The 5,942-nt window shown below is 34.8% G+C and carries 6 protein-coding genes and 1 tRNA gene; 6 read left to right on the forward strand and 1 reads right to left on the reverse strand.

The annotated features are described in order from the left end of the window. The 5 genes from KKC91_01670 to KKC91_01690 all read left to right on the forward strand — a co-directional run. Window positions 1–292: transposase (locus KKC91_01670; protein MBU0477264.1), on the forward strand; the 292-nt coding region annotated here is incomplete at its 5' end. A gap of 202 nt (window positions 293–494) precedes the next feature. Further along, window positions 495–1,295: a serine/threonine protein kinase gene (locus KKC91_01675; GenBank protein MBU0477265.1), complete on the forward strand. Its 801-nt coding sequence runs from the start codon at window positions 495–497 to the stop codon at window positions 1,293–1,295. Between the two features lie 162 nt (window positions 1,296–1,457). After that, entirely contained in the window at window positions 1,458–1,856 is a 399-nt protein-coding gene (locus KKC91_01680; GenBank protein ID MBU0477266.1) for a GntR family transcriptional regulator, read from the forward strand. Continuing rightward, entirely contained in the window at window positions 1,856–2,743 is an 888-nt protein-coding gene (locus KKC91_01685) for an ABC transporter ATP-binding protein (GenBank protein MBU0477267.1), read from the forward strand. The genes KKC91_01680 and KKC91_01685 overlap by 1 nt, the downstream gene beginning before the upstream one ends. A gap of 537 nt (window positions 2,744–3,280) precedes the next feature. Beyond that, window positions 3,281–4,081: a hypothetical protein gene (locus tag KKC91_01690; protein MBU0477268.1), complete on the forward strand. Its 801-nt coding sequence runs from the start codon at window positions 3,281–3,283 to the stop codon at window positions 4,079–4,081. Between the two features lie 64 nt (window positions 4,082–4,145). On the opposite strand, the gene rpoN is transcribed toward KKC91_01690, so the two are convergent. After that, window positions 4,146–5,561, reverse strand: coding sequence for an RNA polymerase factor sigma-54 (gene rpoN, locus KKC91_01695; GenBank protein ID MBU0477269.1), 1,416 nt, complete (start codon window positions 5,559–5,561; stop codon window positions 4,146–4,148). A 124-nt stretch (window positions 5,562–5,685) separates the two neighbouring features. On the opposite strand from rpoN, the gene KKC91_01700 reads away from it, so the two are divergent. Next, window positions 5,686–5,769, forward strand: a tRNA-Leu gene (locus tag KKC91_01700). The last annotated feature ends 173 nt before the right edge of the window (window positions 5,770–5,942 follow it).

Below are 5,942 nucleotides of genomic sequence, written 5' to 3' on the forward strand. Positions count from 1 at the left end.
GGATCTGAAGATAGGATTTGGCATGGAAAGAATGCCTTGTGGACAGTTTGAGGCAAATGCTGTTTTCTTTAGAATAGGTGTTATAGCGTATAATACTTACAAATTGTTTGTTCTGCATGCTCTGGATAGATCGTGGCATAAGCATCAGGTACAAACAGTGCGATGGCGATTGTATCAAATAGCTGGAAAGATTGTATATCATAGTGGACAAACCTTCTTGAAAGTGAGAAAGGCTTTATGCCGGATGTTTAAAGATATTCGTCTGAGAATATGGGAGTTTGCCAATACTTAGGATACAGATTAGGAGAAAAAAGGATTTTTGGCCTATACAGGAAAGTTATGTCTTAAATAGCTGTTATAAGACCTGGTCAGGTCTTATAAGAAAGAAAATGCCTAAATAAAGATTATTTTCTGTCCTCTGAACTGTTTTTGAAGACTGAAATGACAAAATTTGGAGATATGTTTAAATCAATGTCGGATTTTGGGTGTATAACATGAAACTTGCTGGATATGAGGTCATTAGAAAGATTGCTTCCGGTGGTATGAGCGATGTGTTTCAGGCAAAGAGGCTCTATGACAATAAATTAATTGCTATAAAGTTAATTAACTCGCACATATCAAAAAATACAGAAGCAGTGAAAAGATTTTATGCAGAAGCTGAGCTTGTGATGAGCTTGAATCATCCTAATATTGTCGAGGTTTTTTCTCTGGAAAGGAATAAAAAAACGCCTTTCATAACAATGGAGTATATAGAAGGAAAAACATTAAGGGAGCTTCTTAATAAAAAACGTCTACTTGATAATCAGACCATTATAAATATTAGTTTGGATATAACAAAAGGACTGGAATATATTCACTCTAAAGGAATTATTCACAAGGATATAAAGCCTAAGAATATTCTTATTACAAACACTACAGCTAAAATAAGTGATTTTGGAATTGCTTCTTATGGGCTAACTGCGTATTCTCATAGACAGGGAGCTCCTAGCTATATGTCTCCGGAACAGATCAAAGGAAGAGATATTGACCACAGAACTGATATATACAGCCTTGGAATTACAATGTATGAAATGGCAACTGGGCAAGTGCCCTTCAAGGGATCCGGAGATCGGGAGATACTGACAAAGCACCTAGGTCTTAAGCCCAGATCCATAAAACAAATCAATAGCGAAATACATCCAAATATTGAAAGCACCATTATGAAAATGCTTGAAAAATTACCTGCAAATAGGTATCAGACAGCAAGCATGCTGCAGCTTGACTTACTTGAAATCAATATGGAACTCTCCTCGTAGATTACACTATATACATCTTATTAGCATCATCCTGCCCAAACTCCCTTTTTGTTTGAAAAAACAAGTTTTTAAAAAAAGTTGAAAAATTTGCATTTTCCCCTTGACAGGATTTTTGCATGGGTGTATAAGTGTATTAGTTAGATAATACACAAGGCTACAATTATGATACCTATACACGTAAATCCATCAAGCGGGGTACCAATATATATGCAAGTAATGAATCAGATAAGATCTTTAATTGTTAGTACTGCTCTTAAAACAAACGACAAATTACCCTCAGTGAGAGAATTAGCAGAATTTCTGCAAGTGAATCCTATGACAATATCAAAAGCATATTCAATCCTGGAACTTGAGAAAACAGTTTACAGGTTGCATGGAAAAGGTATTTATGTAAGTTCTTCGACTAATATTCTGAAGAAAAAGGAACGACTTGCAATGCTCCAAAATCACGTTAAACACATTGTTTATGAAGCAATGAGATTGGATATATCAGTGGAAGAAACTACTAACATGTTGAGGGAGATTTTTAAAAAACTAAATGAAAAACAGGAGGAAAAGTAATGGGAGAAATAATCATATCTACAAAAGACTTGCATAAATCATTTAAAAAGAAAGAGGTATTAAAGGGACTAAACCTGAATGTTAACAAAGGCTCTATTTACGGTTTTCTCGGGAAAAATGGAGCAGGAAAAACAACAACTATAAAATGCTTACTTGGCCTGTTTAGACGAACAGCTGGTAATAGTTATATACTTGGATATGACTCCAGAGATTTGCCAGAGGAAGCAAAAGCAAGAATTGGATATATCCCGCAGGAAAATGATCTTGTGGAGTGGATGAAAGTATCTCAACTTATAAGGTATACAAAGATTTTCTATGACAGGTGGGATGATGCAATTACAGAAAAACTCCTCAAGCGATTTGAAATCCCTGAAGGAGCCATTGTAGGGGAACTTTCAACAGGACAGGCGCAACGGCTTGCAGTAGTTTTGACATTATCATTTAATCCCGATGTCTTAATTCTCGATGAGCCTGTTGCATCCCTGGACCCAGAGGGAAGGCGGAATTTCCTTGAGACAATTCTTGATATTGCAAAAGATGGGAGCAGAACAATCCTGCTTTCGTCTCATATTACAAGCGACCTAGAAAGAATAGCCGATACAATAGGAATTCTTAAAGATGGCATAGTCCAGGTTGAGAGGCCTATTGAGGACTTAAGAGATTCAGTAAAAAGGCTCCGTATAGTACCGAGGAGCGGAGAAATTCCTGAAGGAATTAATATCCCCAGTCTCTTAGATATGAAAAAAGAACCTAACTTTATAATGGCTACTGTCCAGAATTATTCTGAAGATGTAAAGCACACTTTGGAGAGAAATTACAAGGTTAATATAGATGTCTTTGACCTGAATTTAGAAGATATATTTTTAAGCTATCACTCAAACTCATAAAAATGGAGGTATAATAAGATGAATTATTGGATATTACTTAGAAGGTGTTTTAGAAGTTTTCCTTTTTTATTAATAATATTTTTTATAGCGCCCTTATTATTTTACGGGGTTTTTTCAACTAAATCCAGTGCTCCTCTGAGTATCTTAGGTATGTTGTCTGCGTTTTTGGGATGGGCAGTCGTCAGCATAATAAAAATAGACACATGTCGCAAATCAACATCTATGATTCCCTATTTTAGAAAAAGAGTTTCCACTTTTTATATTTCTATTGGAATTTTCATCATATGTATTTTTGCCTTAGTTAATTTCTTCAAGTTGAACACTAATAAAGAAATTGTGCTGAATTTGGATTTTTTCTTCTTTATTGGAGCTAGCTTATTCATCTATGGTTTTTTCCTGTTTGTTTCTCATTCTTTCCCACTTTGGATTGCATTTAGTGGATTCTTCGTATTATTAATCCCAAAAACATTGCATGTGCCTTATGCCACTTTCCAATTCATGACAATTCCTTTTTTTGCAGTAGGTTTAATATTTATAATGTTATATAGACATAAAATAGTGTGTATGACAGAAGAAAGTAATTTTTTTAGAGCTCAAAAATACCCGGATACTCTTAATATTAGAAGCCTCAGAAAAGCAACAAAATCCTATTATACAAAGAAAGGATTCTGGACAAATGGGTACAGGTTTACGTTTGAGACCTTTCTGAGCATTGTTGAGAAACTTAATATTTCAAAAACGCTTAAGATATTTATATTAAGTACTCTTAGAACCTATATAAACTGGTTATCTTTTCCTACAATGCTTTTTTTCTTAATCTTGTTTGCATTTATAAAACCTTTACCTTATTTCTTCATATTTTTCCCTGCAATACTGATGTGGAACGCGGTAATATATGGAAAGAAATATATTGAAGCAGATGCAACAAAACCCATTACTATAAAAAAACTCTTTATAACAGAATATGCAGGATATTATGCATCAGGTATAATGTTAATGTTTCTCATGTTTATTGACATGAAAATAGCGAATGTAATACCATGGAAACTAGTTAAGTATTATAGTGGTATGACATCTAATGAACGAATATTGTCCTATGTCTTTGGCGGACTGTTTGTAATCTCGCTCTCGCTTCTAATAATGAGGAGATTGCGAAACGCTGCCATAAATTATTTAATCCTGTTTTTATCTGTTGGAGCTATAATAGCTATTATTGAACTCTCCATAAACACAAAGATTATTAACACTGCAACACTTTCGGGAATATTAATGATTCTGACCATATTATTCTCCATGATTTCCTTCAAACTGGATATTAAAAAAGATATTGCGTCTTGAAATGAGCTGCTGCGTAACTTGTTTAAAACTAATATGGAACTCTCCTCGTAGAGGAACAGGAATTCTAGGATTTTCTAAGACTGGATGGTAGAATATTCAAAGACTCTCTGTACTTAGCGACTGTTCTGCGAGCAATATCTATACCTAAAGTGTTAAGTTTATCTGCAGTTTTCTGGTCACTGATTGGTTTCTTGTGATCTTCATTCTCAATAAGATGGCGTATTTTTGCCTTTATGTATGTTGATGATGCAGGATTATTACTCATTAAAACTCCACCGCTAAAGAAATATTTGAGAGGCAAAAGTCCGTGAGGCGTTTGAATATACTTATTTGAAATTGCTCTGCTTATAGTAGACTGGTGCATTTCTAGGGCATCTGCTACTTCCTTTAATATCAGGGGCTTTAAATGAGATAATCCTTTTTCTAAAAATTCCTTTTGGTATTTAATAATATATTTTGTTACTTTAGATATTGTTACATGCCTTTGTTTTATACTTTTGAGAAGCCATATTGCTGATTTGAATTTCTCAAGCAGGAACTTCTTAGCTTTTTCTTCTCCACAGGATTGCACTAGCTTTCTGTATAATGGATTTATCCTAATCATTGGCAATTCTTCATTACTAATTACAATTGTGTATTCGACTTCCTCAGCCACCTTTTTAATAGTAACATCAGGTGTAATGTATTTTATCTGAACAGGGTTATACTGTCTTCCAGGTTTTGGCTCAAGAGAGCATATTAACTTAGACTCTTCAATCGCTTCGTTTTCAGAAATCTTGAGTGCCTTAGCAATAGTTTTGTAATTTTTCTTGCCTATATCTCCTAAATGATACTTAACCATTTGTTGATTATAGGTATTTTCCCTGCCCATGGATTTTATCTGAATAAGCAAACATTCATCAATTGTTCTTGCCCCAACTCCAGCAGGGTCAAATTGCTGTATTATCCCTAAAATCTTCTCAATGCTCTTTGGTGGTACATTTGTACTAGATGCTAGCTCATTCACTGAACTTTGCAAATACCCATCGTCATTTATTTCATTAATAATTGTCTCTCCAATTTTGTAATCATCATCCGATAATTTAACAAGATGCAACTGCTTAAATAGATGTTCTCTCAAGCCTGAAATATTAGTGATTAAAGTTTCTGCATAGTCCCTTTTCTCCTGCTTTTTCCTTGTATCTTCCTTCTCATGTGTCTGACTGTAATATTCCTGCCAATCCCGGTCAAGTTTAGCGAATTGCTCCAGTTCTTCTTTTATATGTGCATCAAGACTTTCTTCAATACTACTACTACTATCTTCTGCATTAACAGTCTCTGTTTCTTTCACTAGCTCAAGCATGGGGTTTTCTGCTAGTTCCTGTTCTATTGTTCCTTTTAACTCCAGAAGGGGCATTTGAAGCATATGTATAGACTGGCGCATCTCGGGAGTCATTACTAACTTTTGCGTTTGTTTTAGCAATAATTCTTGTTTTAACATCTCATCTTCTCCCTTTTAATGTTACTACGGGGCTAGAAGAGTGTAAAGATAAAACTAGTTCGCGGGAATTATTGACTTTTATATTTACGAAGTAATGCTATAATGTTTTTTGTATTATTGAGATGCCGAAGTGGTGAAACTGGCAGACACGCATGGTTCAGGACCATGTGGAGGCAACTCCTTGGGGGTTCAAATCCCCCCTTCGGCACTTTCCTTTTTTAACTCCCCGTAATTCACTTGTGTTAGCTAAAATTTAAAAGTGCACAGTTTAAAGTTTAAAAGTGCACAATATTTAGGTCTTCATTTTTAGCTGTTTGAACACCAATAAGCCTATTGTCATACCAGCACCTGATTTCAGATATGCCAGTTTTCTCATCAGGA

The sequence above is a fragment of the bacterium genome, assembly GCA_018812485.1.
GTDB lineage: Bacteria > JAHJDO01 > JAHJDO01 > JAHJDO01 > JAHJDO01 > JAHJDO01.

Bases quoted from the DNA above. Each gene is read 5' to 3' on its own strand.
- KKC91_01675 (MBU0477265.1), top strand. From the start codon at position 495: ATGAAACTTGCTGGATATGAGGTCATTAGAAAGATTGCTTCCGGTGGT.
- KKC91_01680 (MBU0477266.1), top strand. From the start codon at position 1,458: ATGATACCTATACACGTAAATCCATCAAGCGGGGTACCAATATATATG.
- KKC91_01685 (MBU0477267.1), top strand. From the start codon at position 1,856: ATGGGAGAAATAATCATATCTACAAAAGACTTGCATAAATCATTTAAA.
- KKC91_01690 (MBU0477268.1), top strand. From the start codon at position 3,281: ATGTTATATAGACATAAAATAGTGTGTATGACAGAAGAAAGTAATTTT.
- rpoN (MBU0477269.1), bottom strand. From the start codon at position 5,561: ATGTTAAAACAAGAATTATTGCTAAAACAAACGCAAAAGTTAGTAATG.